At 61.8% G+C, this 17,279-nt stretch carries 13 protein-coding genes, 2 tRNA genes and 1 pseudogene; 12 read left to right on the top strand and 4 right to left on the bottom strand.

Annotation, left to right across the window (positions count from 1 at the left end; all coding sequences use genetic code 11):
* Nucleotides 1-53 precede the first annotated feature (53 nt).
* The 6 genes and pseudogenes from ercA (at nucleotide 54) to F753_RS44475 (ending at nucleotide 10,736) form a co-directional block, all read left to right on the top strand.
* Complete coding sequence (gene ercA, locus F753_RS44495) at nucleotides 54-1,217, top strand: alcohol dehydrogenase-like regulatory protein ErcA (RefSeq protein ID WP_023446617.1); 1,164 nt, start codon at nucleotides 54-56, stop codon at nucleotides 1,215-1,217.
* Nucleotides 1,201-2,886 (top strand): annotated as a pseudogene (locus F753_RS0125240) (hybrid sensor histidine kinase/response regulator); the annotation flags it as partial. The gene ercA and the pseudogene F753_RS0125240, both read left to right, overlap by 17 nt.
* A gap of 1,536 nt (nucleotides 2,887-4,422) precedes the next feature.
* Complete coding sequence (locus F753_RS44490) at nucleotides 4,423-4,767, top strand: hypothetical protein (protein ID WP_014820266.1); 345 nt, start codon at nucleotides 4,423-4,425, stop codon at nucleotides 4,765-4,767.
* Between the two features lie 91 nt (nucleotides 4,768-4,858).
* Entirely contained in the window at nucleotides 4,859-6,112 is a 1,254-nt protein-coding gene (locus F753_RS44485) for a TolC family protein (protein WP_023446615.1), read from the top strand.
* Nucleotides 6,109-7,602: an efflux RND transporter periplasmic adaptor subunit gene (locus F753_RS44480; RefSeq protein ID WP_023446614.1), complete on the top strand. Its 1,494-nt coding sequence runs from the start codon at nucleotides 6,109-6,111 to the stop codon at nucleotides 7,600-7,602. The genes F753_RS44485 and F753_RS44480 overlap by 4 nt, the downstream gene beginning before the upstream one ends.
* A complete protein-coding gene (locus F753_RS44475; RefSeq protein ID WP_023446613.1) occupies nucleotides 7,599-10,736 on the top strand; it encodes an efflux RND transporter permease subunit in 3,138 nt (1,045 codons plus the stop codon). The genes F753_RS44480 and F753_RS44475 overlap by 4 nt, the downstream gene beginning before the upstream one ends.
* Before the next feature lie 6 nt (nucleotides 10,737-10,742).
* Here F753_RS44475 and F753_RS44470 read toward each other — a convergent pair whose 3' ends face one another.
* A complete protein-coding gene (locus F753_RS44470) occupies nucleotides 10,743-11,459 on the bottom strand; it encodes a membrane protein (RefSeq protein ID WP_023446612.1) in 717 nt (238 codons plus the stop codon).
* A 207-nt stretch (nucleotides 11,460-11,666) separates the two neighbouring features.
* On the opposite strand from F753_RS44470, the gene gacA reads away from it, so the two are divergent.
* The 6 genes from gacA to F753_RS44440 all read left to right on the top strand — a co-directional run bounded on the left by gacA (nucleotide 11,667) and on the right by F753_RS44440 (nucleotide 15,388).
* Nucleotides 11,667-12,311: a response regulator transcription factor GacA gene (gene gacA / locus F753_RS44465; protein WP_003284948.1), complete on the top strand. Its 645-nt coding sequence runs from the start codon at nucleotides 11,667-11,669 to the stop codon at nucleotides 12,309-12,311.
* Entirely contained in the window at nucleotides 12,311-14,134 is a 1,824-nt protein-coding gene (gene uvrC / locus F753_RS44460) for an excinuclease ABC subunit UvrC (protein WP_014820261.1), read from the top strand. The genes gacA and uvrC overlap by 1 nt, the downstream gene beginning before the upstream one ends.
* A gap of 33 nt (nucleotides 14,135-14,167) precedes the next feature.
* A complete protein-coding gene (gene pgsA / locus F753_RS44455) occupies nucleotides 14,168-14,725 on the top strand; it encodes a CDP-diacylglycerol--glycerol-3-phosphate 3-phosphatidyltransferase (RefSeq protein WP_003300236.1) in 558 nt (185 codons plus the stop codon).
* Between the two features lie 69 nt (nucleotides 14,726-14,794).
* Nucleotides 14,795-14,870, top strand: a tRNA-Gly gene (locus F753_RS44450).
* 46 nt (nucleotides 14,871-14,916) lie between these two features.
* Nucleotides 14,917-14,990: transfer RNA gene (locus F753_RS44445), tRNA-Cys, on the top strand.
* Between the two features lie 152 nt (nucleotides 14,991-15,142).
* Nucleotides 15,143-15,388: a hypothetical protein gene (locus F753_RS44440; RefSeq protein WP_014820259.1), complete on the top strand. Its 246-nt coding sequence runs from the start codon at nucleotides 15,143-15,145 to the stop codon at nucleotides 15,386-15,388.
* Here the strand turns inward: F753_RS44440 and F753_RS44435 are convergent, their stop codons facing one another.
* The 3 genes from F753_RS44435 to F753_RS44425 form a co-directional block, all read right to left on the bottom strand.
* Nucleotides 15,389-15,571: a PLDc N-terminal domain-containing protein gene (locus F753_RS44435; protein WP_023446611.1), complete on the bottom strand. Its 183-nt coding sequence runs from the start codon at nucleotides 15,569-15,571 to the stop codon at nucleotides 15,389-15,391. It lies immediately after the preceding gene.
* A 111-nt stretch (nucleotides 15,572-15,682) separates the two neighbouring features.
* Complete coding sequence (locus F753_RS44430) at nucleotides 15,683-15,913, bottom strand: thioredoxin family protein (protein WP_023446610.1); 231 nt, start codon at nucleotides 15,911-15,913, stop codon at nucleotides 15,683-15,685.
* 8 nt (nucleotides 15,914-15,921) lie between these two features.
* Nucleotides 15,922-17,232, bottom strand: a complete 1,311-nt coding sequence (locus F753_RS44425; RefSeq protein ID WP_023446609.1) for a permease — start codon at nucleotides 17,230-17,232, stop codon at nucleotides 15,922-15,924.
* Nucleotides 17,233-17,279: the final 47 nt, after the last annotated feature.

Here is a 17,279-nt window from a genome sequence, read left to right as displayed (position 1 = left end):
CAATGCAGTAGGCTTGCGCCCGTTAGTTACAAAAAATAAAAAAGGCCGTAGTCATGAGCCCGAATATCAGCCTCCAGCGCAAGTTCGTCTCTCCAGAAATCATCTTCGGTGCCGGATGTCGCCACAGTGTCGGAACCTGTGCGGCCAACTTCGGCGCGCGAAAGGTGCTGGTGGTATCCGACCCCGGCGTCGTGAAGGCGGGCTGGGTGGCTGACGTGCAGGCCAGTCTCGACCGGCAGAACATCGAACACTGCTTGTTCACCGGTGTTTCACCCAATCCCCGTTGCGAAGAGGTGATGCTCGGCGCCGAGCTGTATCGCAGCGAAGGCTGCAACGTGATCGTCGCGGTAGGCGGTGGCAGCCCGATGGACTGCGCGAAGGGTATCGGCATCGTCGCGGCGCATGGGCGCCATATCTATGAATTCGAAGGGGTGGATACGCTGCGCGTGCCCAGCCCACCGCTGATCCTGATTCCAACGACTGCCGGTACCTCGGCGGATGTCTCGCAGTTCGTGATCATTTCCAACCAGGAAGAGCGGATGAAGTTCTCCATCGTCAGCAAGGCAGCCGTGCCGGATGTCTCGCTGATCGACCCGGAAACCACGCTGAGCATGGACCCGTTCCTTTCCGCCTGTACCGGCATTGACGCGCTGGTGCATGCCATCGAGGCATTCGTGTCGACTGGTCATGGGCCGCTCACCGACCCGCACGCGCTGGAAGCCATGCGACTGATCAACGGCAATCTTGCTCAGATGATCGCCAATCCGGCGGATATCGCGCTGCGCGAGCAGATCATGCTCGGCAGCATGCAGGCCGGGCTGGCGTTTTCCAACGCGATCCTCGGTGCGGTGCATGCCATGTCCCACAGCCTCGGCGGCTATCTCGATCTGCCCCATGGCGTTTGCAACGCCGTGCTGGTCGAACATGTCGTCGCATTCAATTACGACGCCTCGCCGGACCGCTACCGCAAGGTCGCTGAAACGTTGGGCATCGATTCGCGCGGGCTGAATCACCGTCAGGTTCGCGAGCGCTTGGTGCAGCACCTGATTGATCTCAAGCAGCAGATCGGCTTCCGCGAAACGCTCAGCCTGCACGGGGTGAACCTTTCCGATATTCCGTTCCTGTCGCAACATGCGATGCAGGACCCCTGCATCCTGACCAATCCACGCTCGTCGACGCAGCGGGACGTCGAGGTCGTCTATGCCGAAGCCCTCTGATGACCAGCATCAGGCCCTGGCGCAACTGCTCGGCTTCGGCAGCCATTCCGCACGCAAGAGTCACTACCCTGAACTGGTGGCGCGCCTGGAAGAGCTGGAAGGGGAGCGCAATCGCTACAAATGGCTGTTCGAGCATGCCGTGCACGGCATCTTCCAGGCCAGCATCCACGAAGGTATTCGGGCCGCCAACCCCGCCTTGGCGCGCATGCTCAATTACGACACCCCAGAAGAGGCGCTGTGGGCGCTGACCGATCTGTCCCATCATCTATTCATCGGCGGTGAGGAGGAGCTTCGGCAGATCCGCCATATCCTGAGCCAGCAGCATGGCTTGTTCGGCTACGAGACGCGCCTGCGCCGCAAGGACGGCAGCGCCATCTACGTGATCATGAACCTGCTGCTCAAGCCGGACGAAGACGGACTGGTGGAAGGCTTCGTCGCCGACGTGACCGAGCGCAAACTGGCGCAGTTGCGCCTGTTGCAGCTCAACGAAGAGCTCGAGCAGCGCGTCGCCGAGCGCACCTGTGAACTGCGTGAAGCCCGCGATGCGGCGGAAGCTGCCAACCTGAGCAAGGACAAGTACCTCGCCGCAGCCAGCCACGACCTGCTGCAGCCGCTCAACGCCGCGCGCCTGCTGATCTCGACCTTGCGCGAACGCAAACTGCCGCAGAACGAGTTGCATCTGGTCGAGCGGGCCCACCAGGCCCTGGAAGGCGCCGAAGACCTGCTGACCGATCTGCTCGACATCTCCAAGCTCGATCAGGCCGCGATCAAACCGGATATCGATATCTATTCGCTGGACGATGTCCTGCTGCCGCTGGTGTCGGAGTTCCAGTCGGTCGCTGCTGCCGCAGGGTTGCAGTTGAAGCACTACATCCCGCGCGTTGCTATCAAGACCGATTTCCGCCTGTTGACGCGAATTTTGCGAAATTTCCTCAGCAATGCCTGCCGTTATACCGATCAGGGCTGTGTGCTGGTGGGGGCGCGCATGCGCGCCGGGGCGCTGCGTATCGAGGTCTGGGACACCGGGCGGGGCATTCCTGAGGAGGAGCTACAGTCGATCTTTCTCGAATTCAACCAGCTTGGGATCGGTCGATCCGCAAAACGTAGTGGGGTAGGGCTGGGACTGGCCATCGTCGACCGTATCGCCAGCATGCTCGGCTACCAGGTGCTGGTGCGCTCGAAACCGGGGCGTGGTTCGGTGTTCAGCATCGACGTCCCGCTGGCCGAAGCGATGCCCCGCGAGCGGATTGCGGCTCCGGCAGTCGTGCCGCAGCTGGGCGATCCGTTGCCTGGGCGGCGCCTGCTGGTAATCGACAATGAGGAGAGCATCCTGCTGAGCATGGCTGCCTTGCTCGAACAGTGGGGCTGCACGGTGGTGACTGCCACCGACGAGCAAAGCGCATTGACGGCGCTGGATGGAGTCGCGCCGGACGCGATCCTCGCCGATTACCACCTGGATCACGGGCTGACCGGCTGGGACGTCGTGCTCGCGGTGCGCGGACGCTTCAACCAGGCGCTGCCGGTGGTAATGATCACTGCCGATCGCAGCGACCAGTGCCGCCAGCAGCTGCAGGGCTGCGGCGTACCGGTGCTGAACAAACCGGTCAAGCCCGGCAAGATGCGTTCGGTGCTCAGCCATCTGCTCGCCGGCAATGGCAATGGCAATGGCAATGGCAATGGCAATGGCAATGGCAATGGCAATGGCAATGGCAATGGCAATGGCAATGGCAATGGCAATGGCAATGGCAATGGCAATGGCAATGGCAATGGCAATGGCAATGGCAATGGCAATGGCAATGGCAATGGCAATGGCAATGGCAATGGCAATGGCAATGGCAATGGCAATGGCAATGGCAATGGCAATGGCAATGGCAATGGCAATGGCAATGGCAATGGCAATGGCAATGGCAATGGCAATGGCAATGGCAATGGCAATGGCAATGGCAATGGCAATGGCAATGGCAATGGCAATGGCAATGGCAATGGCAATGGCAATGGCAATGGCAATGGCAATGGCAATGGCAATGGCAATGGCAATGGCAATGGCAATGGCAATGGCAATGGCAATGGCAATGGCAATGGCAATGGCAATGGCAATGGCAATGGCAATGGCAATGGCAATGGCAATGGCAATGGCAATGGCAATGGCAATGGCAATGGCAATGGCAATGGCAATGGCAATGGCAATGGCAATGGCAATGGCAATGGCAATGGCAATGGCAATGGCAATGGCAATGGCAATGGCAATGGCAATGGCAATGGCAATGGCAATGGCAATGGCAATGGCAATGGCAATGGCAATGGCAATGGCAATGGCAATGGCAATGGCAATGGCAATGGCAATGGCAATGGCAATGGCAATGGCAATGGCAATGGCAATGGCAATGGCAATGGCAATGGCAATGGCAATGGCAATGGCAATGGCAATGGCAATGGCAATGGCAATGGCAATGGCAATGGCAATGGCAATGGCAATGGCAATGGCAATGGCAATGGCAATGGCAATGGCAATGGCAATGGCAATGGCAATGGCAATGGCAATGGCAATGGCAATGGCAATGGCAATGGCAATGGCAATGGCAATGGCAATGGCAATGGCAATGGCAATGGCAATGGCAATGGCAATGGCAATGGCAATGGCAATGGCAATGGCAATGGCAATGGCAATGGCAATGGCAATGGCAATGGCAATGGCAATGGCAATGGCAATGGCAATGGCAATGGCAATGGCAATGGCAATGGCAATGGCAATGGCAATGGCAATGGCAATGGCAATGGCAATGGCAATGGCAATGGCAATGGCAATGGCAATGGCAATGGCAATGGCAATGGCAATGGCAATGGCAATGGCAATGGCAATGGCAATGGCAATGGCAATGGCAATGGCAATGGCAATGGCAATGGCAATGGCAATGGCAATGGCAATGGCAATGGCAATGGCAATGGCAATGGCAATGGCAATGGCAATGGCAATGGCAATGGCAATGGCAATGGCAATGGCAATGGCAATGGCAATGGCAATGGCAATGGCAATGGCAATGGCAATGGCAATGGCAATGGCAATGGCAATGGCAATGGCAATGGCAATGGCAATGGCAATGGCAATGGCAATGGCAATGGCAATGGCAATGGCGGCGGACAGGATTCGGGCTGACACGATCTGGATCAAGTTTTACCGGGCGCCGGCTCGGCTAGACTCCTTGCCATGAAAACCCATCTGCGTCTGCTACTCGTCCTGTTGATCAGCCTCGCGCTCCCCGTGAGCAGCATGGCTGCGCTCGAACAGAGCGCAGAACCGTGCCAGATGCAAAGCGACATGGAGAGCTCGGGGCATCTCGCACACCAGGCTGAAGGTCAGGACGAGGATGCGCATTCGCACGAGGGCAATCCACTGTGTGAAAGCGGCCACCAGTGCAAGACCGGCAGCATGTTGCAGGCGGGCATAGCGCAGCCGCATCTGACCGCCTCGCTGCCGCAACTCGCAGTTCATTACCCCGAGTTCTTTCCCGCCCGCTCCAACGCCGACGTCTGGCGTCCTCCGCGCTACTGATTCCATCGCTGACCTGACTCGCCCCACGCTCATGCGTTGAGGCGCTGTAGGCATGCCGTTGCGGTATGCAGGAAACCGAGGAATCCAATCCATGATCTCCCGATTGATAGGGAAATACCGGCCGTTCGCGGGCGTGGTGTTTGTCGCCGCGTTCGGCCTGCCCGGCGCAGCCACCGGGCTGACATTCGACGATGCCCTGAGCCTTGCGCAACAGCAGGCGCCGTCGCTACGTGCCGAGGCTTTCAGGCTGCAAGCCGCGCGTAGCGAAGCCATCGCTGCGGGCGAGCTGCCCGACCCGAAACTGCTGCTGGGCCTGCAGAACGTGCCGATTGAGGGTGCCGAGCGCTGGAGCCTCGATGAAGACGGCATGACCATGCGCATGGTCGGCCTGATGCAGGAAGTTCCGAACCGCGACAAGCGCAAGGCACGCCGCGATGCGGCACAGGCGTCTGTCCAGCGCGCAGGTGCCTCGCGCGAGGTGGAAACCCTCAGGGTGCGTCTGGCGACTGCCCAGGCGTGGATCGCCACCCACGCGGTGGAACGCAAGATCCAGCTGTTCAACCAGTTGTTCGAGGAGAACCGCCTGCTCGCCGAAGCAATTCGGGCGCGTATCGCCGGCGGGCGAGGGCAGTTGACCGACAGCGTCGCGGCGAAGCAACAGGCAGCGTTATTGGCTGATCGCCAGGACGAACTGGAGCAGCAGCGCCGCCAGGCACGCGCGGCGCTGGTGCGTTGGGTCGGCAGCGATGGCAATCAACCGCTGCTCGGCGAACCGCCGCGCTGGGCCATTGCCCATGAACAACTGGCGCAGCGGGTCGGCCAGCACCCGCAACTGACCGCCTATGCGCCGCTGACCCAAGTGGCGCAGGCACGCATCCGTGAGGCGACCGCCGAGAAACAGGTCGACTGGAGCTGGGAGGTCAGCTACCTCAAGCGCGGTCGCGAGTATGGCGACATGGTCAATCTGCAATTCAGTTTCGACCTGCCGGTGTTCCAGCGCTCGCGGCAGAACCCGCGGATCGCCGCCCGCTACGCCGAGCTTGAACAACTGGAAGCCGAGCGCGAAGCCATCACGCGCGAGTTCGTTGAGCGGATGGACGTCGAGCTGGCCGAGCTGGATCGCTTGCAGCGCGCACTTGAACGCAACGCAGAGGTGCTGCTGCCGCTGGGAGAGGAAAAGGTGGCGCTGGCGATGGCCGGCTATCGCGCCGGGACCAGCGAATTGAAAGCGGTGCTGACAGCGCGCAACGAGCTGATCGAGACCCGCCTTGAACACATCGACCTGCAGGGTCTGGTAGCCATCGCGGCTGCGCGCCTGCACTTCGCTTACGGAGAAGCCAAATGAGCCGGAATGTTCTCGCAAGCGTCACCCTGGCCGGGGTGACGGCGCTGATCGGCGCGGGTGCCGGCTACTGGCTGGCCAGCTCTGATGACCAGGTGTCCGAACCAGTCGCATCCGCGGTCGAGAGTGACGCCCAGGTGCTGTACTGGTACGACCCGATGGTGCCGCAGCACCGTTTCGAAAAGCCCGGCAAGTCACCGTTCATGGATATGGACCTGGTGCCGCGCTACGTCAATGAGGGCGGCGATGCCGCCACCATCAGTATTGATGCCGGTATCACGCAGAACCTTGGTATTCGCCTGGCAACCGTCAGCCGCGGACAGCTGGTGAATGTGACCGAAGCGGTCGGCTTGCTCGAATACAACGCGCGTGATGTCGCGCTGGTTCAGGCTCGAGCCGGCGGGTTCGTCGAGCGCGTCTATCGGCATGCGCCAGGCGATGTGCTGGACAAGGGCGCAGCGCTGGCCGACCTGCTGATTCCCGAGTGGTCGGCCGCTCAGGAGGAATACCTGGCCCTGCGGCGAATCGGCGAACCAGCGCTGCTGGCGGCCGCACGGCAGCGCCTGCGTCTGGCCGGCATGCCGGCATCGACCATCAGCCAGCTCGAGCGCAGTGGCAAGGTCAACGCGTCCATTACCATTTCCACCCCGATCGGCGGCGTACTGCAGGAGCTGGATGTTCGCGAAGGGATGACGCTTGCGGCCGGTGCGCCGCTCGCGCGGATCAATGGGCTGGACAGCGTCTGGCTGGAAGTGGCGGTGCCAGAGGCGCAGAGCCAGGGTATCCGCGTCGGCCAGCGCGCCACTGCGCGGCTGCCGGCGCTGCCGGGCCAGCTCATCGAGGGTGAGATCACCGCGGTGCTGCCGGAAGCCAATGCTGCAAGCCGTACCCTGCGTGTGCGGGTAGAGCTGCCCAATCCGGACGGACTGCTGCGGCCGGGGCTGACGGCTCAGGCCAGCCTGGCCGGTGGCGACGATGCGTCGGTTCTGCTGATTCCCGGCGAGGCGGTCATTCGAACCGGGCGTCGCAGCCTGGTGATGCTGGCCGAGCCCGGCGGCCGCTATCGCCCGGTGGAAGTCGAGACCGGGCGGGAGAGCGGCAGCCAGACTGTCATCCTCCGCGGCCTGGAGGAAGGTCAGCAGGTGGTTGCGTCCGGCCAGTTCCTGCTGGACTCCGAAGCCAGCCTGCGCGGCATCGTCGCGACGCCCGCGACCAGTGATGTGCAGCACGACCACGACCATGGCCATGCACAGCCGGCACCGACGCTGCATGAATCCGAAGGCCGCGTCATGGCACTCGCCGATGCCCGCGTGAAGATCGCACACGGCCCGTTCCACACGCTTGGCATGCCCGGCATGACCATGGCGTTCGCGGTCGCCGATGCGGCATTGCTGCAGGATATCGAGGTCGAAGACCGGGTCCGTTTCGCCGTTCGGGAAACCGATGCAGGCCTGCTGGTCGAGCGAATTCAGCCGCTGGAGAAGCAGCCATGATCGCCGCGCTGATTCGCTGGTCCGTCCTCAATCGGTTCGTTGTGCTGATGGCGACATTGCTGATGACTGCCGTGGGCATCTGGGCAGTGCGTACCACGCCGATCGACGCGCTGCCTGACCTGTCGGACGTGCAGGTGATCATCCGCACGCCCTATCCGGGGCAGGCGCCGCAGATCGTCGAGAACCAGGTGACCTATCCACTGACCACCACCATGCTTTCGGTGCCTGGAGCAAAGACGGTGCGCGGCTATTCGTTCTTCGGCGACAGCTTCGTCTATGTGCTGTTCGAGGACGGTACCGATCTCTACTGGGCGCGTTCGCGGGTGCTGGAGTACCTGAGTCAGGTGCAGATCCGGCTGCCCGCCAGCGCCAAGCCATCTCTCGGGCCGGACGCTACCGGGGTCGGCTGGATCTATCAGTACGCGTTGGTCGACCGCAGCGGCACGCACGATCTCGCGCAACTACGCAGTCTGCAGGACTGGTTCCTCAAATACGAACTCATCACGCTGCCCAACGTGGCCGAGGTGGCGACCATCGGTGGCATGGTCAAGCAGTATCAGGTCGTGCTCGATCCACTGAAGATGGCCAGCCTTGCCGTCACTCAGGCCGAGGTCATCGAGGCCATCGGCATGGCCAACCAGGAAACTGGCGGCGCAGTACTCGAATTGGCCGAAACCGAATACATGGTCCGCGCCTCCGGCTACCTGCAGACGCTCGAGGATTTTCGCCAGATTCCACTGCAGCTGAGCGCCAGGGGCGTGCCGGTCACGCTGGGCGATGTGGCGCATATCCAGCTCGGCCCGGAAATGCGTCGGGGCATCGCAGAGCTCGACGGGGATGGGGAAACGGTCGGCGGGGTGGTGATCCTGCGCAGCGGCAAGAACGCGCGGGAAACCCTGGCCGCCGTGCACGCCAAGCTCGAAGAGCTGAAAAGCAGCCTGCCCGAGGGTGTCGAAATCGTCACCACCTACGACCGCAGCGAGCTGATCGACCGCGCGGTGGAGAACCTCAGCTTCAAGCTGCTGGAGGAATTCGTCGTCGTCGCACTGGTGTGCGGCATCTTCCTCTGGCACCTGCGCTCTTCGCTGGTGGCGATCGTCTCGCTGCCCATCGGCATATTGATCGCCTTCGCCGTGATGCGTTATCAGGGCATCAACGCCAACATCATGTCGCTGGGCGGTATTGCCATCGCCATCGGTGCGATGGTCGACGCGGCGGTGGTGATGATCGAGAAAGCGCACAAGAAGGCCGAGGCCTGGCGCCACGCCAATCCCGGCAAGACACTGGAGGGTGAGGAGCACTGGCAGGTCATGACCAGCGCAGCGCAGGAGGTCGGCCCGGCGCTGTTCTTCTGCCTGCTGATCATCACCCTGTCGTTCATTCCGGTGTTCACCCTCGAAGCGCAGGAAGGCCGTTTGTTCGGCCCGCTGGCCTTTACCAAGACCTATGCCATGGCCGCAGCGGCGGGGCTTTCGGTGACCCTTGTGCCGGTGCTGATGGGCTACTGGATTCGCGGCAAGCTGCCGGACGAGTCGCGCAATCCGCTCAACCGCGGGTTGATACGGGTCTACCGCCCTGCGCTGGATGCGGTGCTGGATCACCCGAAAATGACCATTGGCGTAGCCGTGTTGATCCTGGCTACCACGCTGTGGCCGATGTCACGCTTGGGCGGGGAGTTCCTGCCACCGATGGACGAGGGTGATCTGCTCTATATGCCTTCGGCGCTGCCGGGGCTGTCAGCGCAGAAAGCCGCGCAGCTGTTGCAACAGACTGACCGCATGATCCGCACGGTTCCGGAAGTCGAAACCGTGTTCGGCAAGGCCGGCCGCGCCGAGTCGGCGACCGATCCGGCGCCGCTGGAGATGTTCGAGACCACCATCCGCTTCAAGCCGCGAGAGCAGTGGCGCGCCGGCATGACCCCTGAGAAGCTGATCGACGAGCTGGACCGGGCAGTGCAGGTGCCAGGCCTGACCAATATCTGGATTCCGCCGATACGCAATCGCATCGACATGCTCGCCACCGGCATCAAGAGCCCGATCGGGGTGAAGATCGCCGGCGCCAACCTGGAGGAGATCGACCGTGTCAGCCAGCAAGTGGAGGCCGTTGCCAGAAAGGTGCCGGGTGTCAGTTCGGCGCTGGCCGAGCGCCTGGTCGGCGGGCGCTACGTCGATATCGATATCGATCGTCGGGACGCCGCCCGCTACGGGCTGAACATCGCCGACGTGCAGTCAATCGTCTCCAGCGCCATCGGGGGCGAGACCGTAGGTGAGACCATCGAGGGCCTGGCGCGCTACCCGATCAGCGTTCGCTATCCCCGCGAATGGCGCGATACTCCCCAGCGGGTGGAGCAGCTGCCGATCCTCACGCCGCAGGGCAGCCAGATCACCCTCGGCAGCGTGGCGCGAGTGCGCATAAGCGACGGCCCGCCGATGCTGCGCAGCGAGAATGCGCGGCTGGCGGGATGGGTATACGTCGACGTGCGCGGCCGGGATATCGCTTCGGTCGTTGCCGATCTGCGCGATGCGGTCAGCACCGAAGTCAGCCTGCTGCCCGGCATGAGCCTGGCTTACTCGGGCCAGTTCGAGTTTCTCGAGCGCGCCAACGAGCGCCTCAAGCTGGTGGTGCCCGCGACGTTGCTGATCATTTTCTTCCTCCTCTACCTGACGTTCGGCCGGCTGGACGAGGCCGTGCTGATCATGCTGACCCTGCCGTTCGCGCTGACTGGCGGCGTCTGGTTCCTCTATCTGATGGGCTACAACCTGTCGGTGGCCACCGGTGTCGGTTTCATCGCGCTGGCGGGGGTCGCTGCGGAGTTCGGTGTGATCATGCTGCTGTATCTGAAAAACGCCTGGGCCGAACAGCAGCGCGACGGGCTGAGCGGCGAGGCCGCGCTGTGCGATGCAATCCGCGAAGGCGCGGTGCAGCGGGTACGCCCGAAGGCGATGACCGTGGCGGTGATTGTCGCCGGCCTGTTGCCGATCCTGCTGGGGGCGGGCACCGGCAGCGAAATCATGAGCCGCATCGCAGCGCCGATGGTCGGCGGCATGCTGAGTGCGCCGCTGCTGTCGCTGTTCGTGATCCCGGCCGCCTATCGTTTGATGCGCAGGCCCAGGAGAGGAACACAGGCGCGGTAGGCTCGGCTACATCAACAATAGGAGGAAGGAGTAGCCGAGCGACCCGAGCAGGAATGCACCGAATCGGCTGTTCCTTTCCGTCGGCAGCTCCTCCTTCAGGACGTTGAGGATGATCGCGCCGGCGATGAAGGCGGTTACGGCCGACACACCCAGCTCCGAGAGCTCGATGACCGAGCCGAACGCCCAGCCGATCAGGGTTGACCCCGCCAGGATCCAGCGGCCGCGTCGGGCAAACAGGTCTTGGTGATCATGCTGAAGGGCCACATCGTTGACCATGAAGTGCAGCGACATGGCCACGGTGTACCAAACCAGTTCCAGCGCCTGGCCGGAATCACGGTTGGCGAGGATATGGCCGATCAGTGCGTTGTAACCGGCAAACGCACCTATGTGCAGCCAGAACACGCCCGCGTGGGAAGGTGCGCCTTCAGGCCGCTCGTCGCGGTGCTGCTTGATCAGCCGCTCGAGCCCGTAGAAGCAGACCAGGCCGACCAGTGCCAGCAGATAGGCATGGTGTTCCAGGTAGCGCAGCGGGTGGAACCCGCTATCCTCCATCACCCTCTGCCCGTCGGCCAGCTCGGGGAGCAGGTGGACGAAGACGTAAGCAACGGCGACGCCGCCGGCCGCGGATAGCCAGCGGCTACGCGGTAACTGGTGGAGTTTGCTCAGTCTACCAGCCAGCATGTGAGTGGCCGTCAGCACCAGTGCGGCGATCAGGGTAAGCATGGGAAATCCAGGGAAGTGGCCATCTGGTTTGTGACTTTGGCCGTTCATCGGCGTTCAGCATGCAATTCGTCGGCAGAGGCGATGGAGTTATGATCTCGATCAGTTACCTGCGTCGTGATCGGCCAGGCCGATGATTTTTTTGATAGAGTTCGCTCCTGAAAAAGCGAGCAGCCAGCCAGCTTTTAGTACGGTCAATGAGGTGTCTGCTTGATTAGGGTGCTGGTGGTCGATGACCACGATCTGGTTCGCACGGGCATCAGTCGCATGCTGGCGGACATCTCCGGTCTTCAGGTGATAGGCCAGGCGGATTCCGGCGAAGACGCCATCCGCAAGGCGCGGGAACTGAAGCCTGATGTGGTGCTGATGGACGTCAAGATGCCGGGCATCGGTGGCCTCGAGGCGACCCGCAAGCTGCTGCGCAGCTACCCCGATCTGAAGGTCATCGCTGTGACCATATGTGAAGAAGACCCTTTCCCGACGCGCCTCCTGCAGGCTGGCGCGGCGGGTTATCTGACCAAAGGTGCGGCGCTGGAAGAAATGGTGCAGGCCATTCGCATGGTATTCGGTGGTCAGCGCTACATCAGCCCGCAGATCGCCCAGCAACTGGCGCTCAAATCCTTCCAGCCGCAGCTCAGCGAATCGCCATTCGATCTGCTCTCGGAGCGGGAAATCCAGATCGCATTGATGATCGCCAACTGCCAGAAGGTGCAGAGCATCTCCGACAAGCTCTGTCTCTCGCCGAAAACAGTCAACACCTATCGTTATCGCATCTTCGAAAAGCTGTCGATTACCAGTGATGTCGAGCTTGCCCTGCTGGCGGTTCGCCACGGGATGGTCGACACCGTCAACTGATGAGCGAAACCTTCGACCCATCGGCGTTCCTGGCCGCCTGCAGCGGCCGGCCGGGCGTCTACCGCATGTTCGACGCACAGGCCAAACTGCTCTACGTCGGCAAGGCCAAGAATCTCAAGAAGCGTCTGGCCAGCTATTTCCGCAAGACGGGCCAGGCGCCGAAGACCGCCGCACTGGTGGCCAAGATCGCTCAGGTCGAAACCACCATCACCGCCAACGAGACCGAGGCGCTGCTGCTCGAGCAGACCCTGATCAAACAATGGCGACCGCCTTACAACATCCTGCTGCGGGACGATAAGTCCTATCCCTATGTGTTCCTCTCGGCCGGTGAGTTTCCACGACTGAGTATTCACCGGGGCGCGAAGAAGGAGCCGGGACGCTACTTCGGCCCCTATCCGAGCGCCGGCGCGATCCGCGAAAGCCTGAGCCTGCTGCAGAAGGCTTTCTTCGTACGCCAATGCGAAGACAGCTACTACCGCAACCGCACACGTCCCTGCCTGCAGTACCAGATCAAGCGCTGCAAGGCGCCGTGCGTAAATCTGGTCGAGCCGGAGGAATACGCCGAGGACGTACGACATTCGGTCATGTTCCTCGAAGGCCGTAGCAATGCGCTGGCCGAAGAGCTGTCACGCAATATGGAAAAGGCGGCGATGAACCTCGATTTCGAGCGTGCCGCCGAGATTCGCGATCAGATCGGCATCCTGCGTCGCGTGCAGGATCAGCAGAGCATGGAGGGCGGTACTGGCGACGTGGATATCGTCGCCGCGGTGGTCAGCCCGGGCGGCGCCTGCGTTCACCTGATCACCGTGCGTGGCGGCCGGGTGCTGGGGAGCAAGAATTTCTTCCCGCAGGTGGCTATCGAGGAAAGTGTCGCCGAGGTGCTGCAGGCGTTTCTCGAGCAGTACTACCTGGGAGCCGCCGAACGCGATCTGCCGGGAGAGCTGATCGTCAACGCCGTGCACGAGGACTTTCCGACGCTGATCAGTGCCATCGCCGAGCTGCGCAGCTTCGATCTGACCATTACCCATCGCGTACGTGGCACGCGTGCGCGCTGGCAGCAGCTGGCGCTGACCAACGCGGAACAGGCGATGGCTGCACGCCTGGCCAATCGTCAGCATCTGTCCGCTCGGTTCGACGCGCTGGCCGAAGCGCTGGAACTCGACGAACCGCCGATGCGCCTGGAATGCTTCGACATCAGCCATTCCAGCGGCGAGGCGACGGTGGCGTCCTGCGTGGTCTTCGGGCCGGAGGGACCGCTGAAGTCGGACTATCGACGCTACAACATCGAGGGTGTTACCGCGGGTGATGACTATGCGGCGATGCACCAGGCGCTGTCCCGGCGTTTCCGCAAGGCAGCGGAGGGCGAGGGCAAGCTACCGGACATCCTGCTGGTCGATGGCGGCAAGGGCCAGCTGAACATGGCGCGTGAAGTGCTCGAAGAACTGGCCGTGCCGGATCTGATCCTGCTCGGCGTGGCCAAGGGTGTGACGCGCAAGCCGGGGCTGGAAACCCTTTACCTCAACGATGCGGCTCACGAGTTCACGCTTCCCGCAGACTCGCCGGCGCTGCACCTGATCCAGCAGGTGCGCGACGAGGCGCACCGTTTCGCCATTACCGGCCACCGTGCCAGACGCGGAAAAGCGCGGCGAACCTCGACGCTCGAAGGTGTCCCTGGCATCGGACCGAAGCGCCGTCGCGAACTGCTTACGCATTTCGGCGGTCTTCAGGAACTGTGCAGAGCCAGCCTCGACGAGATCGCCAAGGCTCCCGGCATCAGTAAAAAGCTTGCCGAGTCGATTTATGCCGCCCTGCACAGTGAGTAAACTGTCCCCGAATTCCGCCGATCAGTGGTACCGATGAATATCCCGAACTTGCTCACCGTTCTACGCGTGCTGCTGATACCCATCTTCATTCTGCTGTTCTATCTCCCGTTCTACTGGAGCTACCTGGCCGCGAGTGCAGTATTCACCGTTGCGGCGCTGACCGACTGGCTCGATGGCTACCTGGCGCGCCGTCTCGAGCAAAGCACGCCGTTCGGTGCCTTTCTCGATCCGGTGGCCGACAAGCTGATGGTCGCTGTAGCGCTGGTGTTGCTGGTCGAAGAGCATTCGAACCTCTGGCTGACATTGCCGGCAGCAATCATCATCGGTCGGGAGATCGTCGTCTCGGCCTTGCGCGAATGGATGGCCGAGCTGGGCGCTCGCGCGCAGGTGGCGGTGTCGAACCTGGGCAAGTGGAAGACCGCTGCGCAGATGGTCGCGCTGGTGATCCTGCTGGCCAATCCGCCGCAGCCAACAATCTGGGTCGGGCTGGGTTATGCGCTGTTGATCGTGGCGGCGGGGCTGACGCTTTGGTCGATGATCAATTACCTGATGGCTGCCTGGCCGCACCTGAGCACCTCAGAAAAGAAATAAAAACTTTTTTAATCAAGGGGTTGACGGCAGCATTCGATTGTATAGAATGGCGTCCGTCACCAAGACAACGCGGGAATAGCTCAGTTGGTAGAGCACGACCTTGCCAAGGTCGGGGTCGCGAGTTCGAGTCTCGTTTCCCGCTCCAGTTTGTAAGATCGCGCCGCAGTAATAATGCGGCGCCTTCGTTTTGAGGCCGGTTGGCAGAGTGGTTATGCAGCGGATTGCAAATCCGTGTACGCCGGTTCGATTCCGACATCGGCCTCCATATTGAAAAGCCCCAAGCAACTAGTTGCTTGGGGCTTTTTCTTTTGCGCGGCTAAAAGCCAAGCATCTTGATACGCCAATTAGTTTGGCAACGAGCGACTCCGTAAAGGCTATCTATACTTCGAGAGCGCCTTTCGCGCGAGGAGAACAGCCATGCGACGCCTCACAGCTTTTACCCTTGCCGTCCTGTTCAGCACGCCGCTGCTGGCGATGCACTGTCCCATGGACATGGCCAAGATTGATGAGCAGCTCGAAACCAATCCGCCCAAGGATGCCGCTACGCTGCAGCAAGTTCGTGAGTTGCGTGCTGAGGGCGAGCAGCTGCATCAGGCTGGCAAACATGCCGATTCGGTAAGGGTGCTTGGCAAAGCGCTGTATCTGTTGGGGCTGAAGCCCTGATCAGCGCGCCCGGCGCAAGCCGACCAGCAACCAGAACAGCAGTCCCAGTATCGGGAAGACGGCAATACCGATTGCCCAAAGCGCCTTTGCGCCTACGGTTCGCTCACTTTTGAAGACGCTGATGATCGCAAGCAGATTCGCGGCTATCAGCGCTCCCGCGGCCGCTATGGCCAGGTACGTCATCGAATCGGACACTTCTCGCTCCTCCTGACAGTTCAACTATGAGGTCGTGAACTGCACAGGACGGTTCCGTTCGACAGTCGTGCCGCATTTGCAGCATTGCGATGGGATCACTCAGCCCAGCAGCTGCTCAAGCTCATCGCTGCTCGGCACCTTGCCCTCCACGACAATCTCCTCATCAACTGCGAGCGCAGGGGTGCGCATGACGCCCGCGTCGATGATGGCGTTTACGTCGGTGACTTTCTCGACCTCGAACTCCAGGCCGAGTCGCCGCGCGGCAGCTTCGGCGTTGGCGCAAAGCTGTTGGCACTTGGCGCAGCCAGACCCATAAACAGTCAGTTTCATTGTCGTCCTCACATCAGTTGGCCATAGAGATAGCCGCTGAGCGTGGCCATGACCACTACCAGCGAGCAGTACACGATCGTTTTCTGCGTGCCGAGCACGGTACGAATCACCAGCATGTTCGGTAGCGACAATGCAGGCCCCGCCAACAGGATTGCCAGTGCCGGGCCCTTGCCCATTCCTGCGCCCAACAGACCTTCCACGATGGGCACTTCGGTCAGGGTAGAAAAATACATGAAGGCGCCGAGGACCGAGGCGAGGAGGGTGGACGTGAAGCTGTTGTCGCCCACAGCCCAGACGACCCACTCGCTGGGAATCAGCCCTTCGTGGCCGGGGCGGCCGAGCAGCATGCCGGCGATCAGCACCCCGCCAAGCAGTAACGGCATGATCTGTTTGGTGAAGTCCCAGCTCTGACCGACCCATTCCTGGCTTGCTGCGTTCTGGCGACTGGCCTGTAGCATCAACCCCGCGATGCCTATGACCATGGCAAGCTCTGGCCATTGAGGCGCAAGCAGAGCGCTCGCAGCGACCAGCGCGCCAATCATGAACAACGGTCGTACCGACCAGTTCCAGCGACGCACCAGCAATGACGCCAGCAAGATGGCGAGGGTTGCGGTGATCGGCCACTTCCAGGCATGCACGGCCATCCAGGCCGAGTTCTCCGCGCTGGCCCAGTTGGCGAATACCAGAATGCCGATCATCAAGCTGAACAAGGCGACGATGTCGCCGAGCGGGTGCCCGTCGTCGTCACCGGCGAAACCGCGGGCACTTTTGGCCGCACGTGCAGCCTCCTCGCGGCGGTAGAGCAGGTGCATGATGGCGCCGATTACCAAGGCGAACACGATGGCACCAACGGCTCGAGCGATCCCGAGCTCGGCGCCAAGCACCTTGGCGGTGACCACGATGGCCATGACGTTGATCGCCGGCCCCGAATAGAGAAAGGCGATTGCTGCACCCAAGCCGGCACCGCGCCTGTAGATGCCGCCAAACAGCGGCAATACGGTGCAGGAGCACACCGCCAGCAGCGTGCCGGCGATGGATGCCACACCGAACGCCACGGGCTTCGGCGAAGCCGGGCCCAGGTGCTTCATCACTGCGCCCTGGCTGATGTAGACGGCCATTGCGCCCGCGATGACGAAGGCTGGCAGCAGGCAGAGGATCACATGTTCACGGGCGTACCACTGCGTCAGGCGCAGGCCTTCCAGTACTGCGTTTTCGAAACGGGGCTGGCCCATCGGCAGGAAGAAGATCAGCAGGAACGCCGCGCACATTCCGAGCAGCACTTTGGCTTCGGTGGGATGGCGCCGCCAGAAATTACCCAAGTGCGCTCTCAGCGAAATTGGTGTGTCACTGGTCGAGGCAGGCTGCT

This window comes from Stutzerimonas chloritidismutans AW-1 (genome assembly GCF_000495915.1).
Taxonomy (GTDB): Bacteria; Pseudomonadota; Gammaproteobacteria; order Pseudomonadales; family Pseudomonadaceae; genus Stutzerimonas; species Stutzerimonas chloritidismutans.
The sequence above is the reverse complement of the archived record's forward strand: the minus strand, read 5'-3'. Positions and strand labels throughout refer to the sequence as shown.